Here is a 1,117-nt window from a genome sequence, read left to right as displayed (position 1 = left end):
CTAGTGTCCTGATCTCGAAGTTCCTACGATTCTGATGCAGGGTCGTGGGGGCTGGCGATGGGCAAGGCGGCGGTGGCGATCGAGCTGACGACGCCGGAGCGGCGGGAGTTGGAGTCGCTGGCCCGCGCGCAGCGCACCGGTCAGGCGATGGCGCGGCGGGCGCGGATTGTGCTGGCCGCGGCGGCAGGGCTGGAGAACAAGGCGATCTGCGTCGAGGTCGGCGCAGACGCCAACACCGTCTCGAAATGGCGGCGCCGCTTTGCCGCCCACCGCCTCGATGGACTACTCGACGAGCCGAGGCCCGGCACGCCGCGCAAAATCGGTGACGACGAGGTCGCAGAGACGATCCGCCTGACCCTGGAGACGGCACCGCCAAGCGCAACCCACTGGTCGCTGCGCTCGATGGCCAAGGCAGTCGGCTACGCGCCCTCCACCATCCACCGCATCTGGCGCGCCTTCGGCCTGCAGCCGCATCGAAGCGAGACCTTCAAGCTCTCGTCTGACCCGCTCTTCGTCGAGAAGGTGCGCGACATCGTCGGGCTCTACATGGCCCCGCCCGAGCGCGCGCTGGTGCTTTGCGTGGACGAGAAGTCGCAGATCCAGGCGCTTGATCGCACGCAGCCGCTGCTGCCGATGCGCCCAGGCCAGGCTGAGCGCCGCACCCACGACTACACGCGGCACGGCACCACCTCGCTCTTCGCCGCCCTCGACATCGCCACCGGCGCTGTCATCGGACGCTGCTATCCGAAGCACCGTTCAAGCGAGTTCCGCAGGTTCCTCGACCAGATCGAGGCCGCTGTGCCCGCCGACCTCGACGTTCACCTCGTGATGGACAACTACGCCACTCACAAGACCAAGCCGGTCCGCGACTGGCTGGCCAAGCGCCCGCGCTGGCACGTCCACTTCACGCCTACCGGCGCGTCCTGGATCAATCAGGTCGAACGCTTCTTCGCCGACCTGACCGAAAAGCAGATCAGGCGCGGCGTCCACCGCTCCACCGCCCAGCTCGAGTCCGACATCCGCGCCTTCATCACCGCCCACAACGCCAACCCAAAGCCTTTCCGCTGGACCAAGTCCGCAGATGACATCCTCGCCGCCATCCAGCGCTTCTGCCTCC

Annotated in this window: 1 protein-coding gene; it reads left to right on the top strand. The window is 67.6% G+C overall.

Annotation, left to right across the window (positions count from 1 at the left end; genetic code table 11):
• Positions 1–57: 57 nt before the first annotated feature.
• Positions 58–1,117: IS630 family transposase (locus E2C06_RS36580; RefSeq protein ID WP_133293402.1), on the top strand; the 1,060-nt coding region annotated here is incomplete at its 3' end.

The sequence above is a fragment of the Dankookia rubra genome, from assembly GCF_004355005.1.
GTDB lineage: Bacteria > Pseudomonadota > Alphaproteobacteria > Acetobacterales > Acetobacteraceae > Paracraurococcus > Paracraurococcus ruber_A.
The sequence above is the reverse complement of the archived record's forward strand: the minus strand, read 5'-3'. Positions and strand labels throughout refer to the sequence as shown.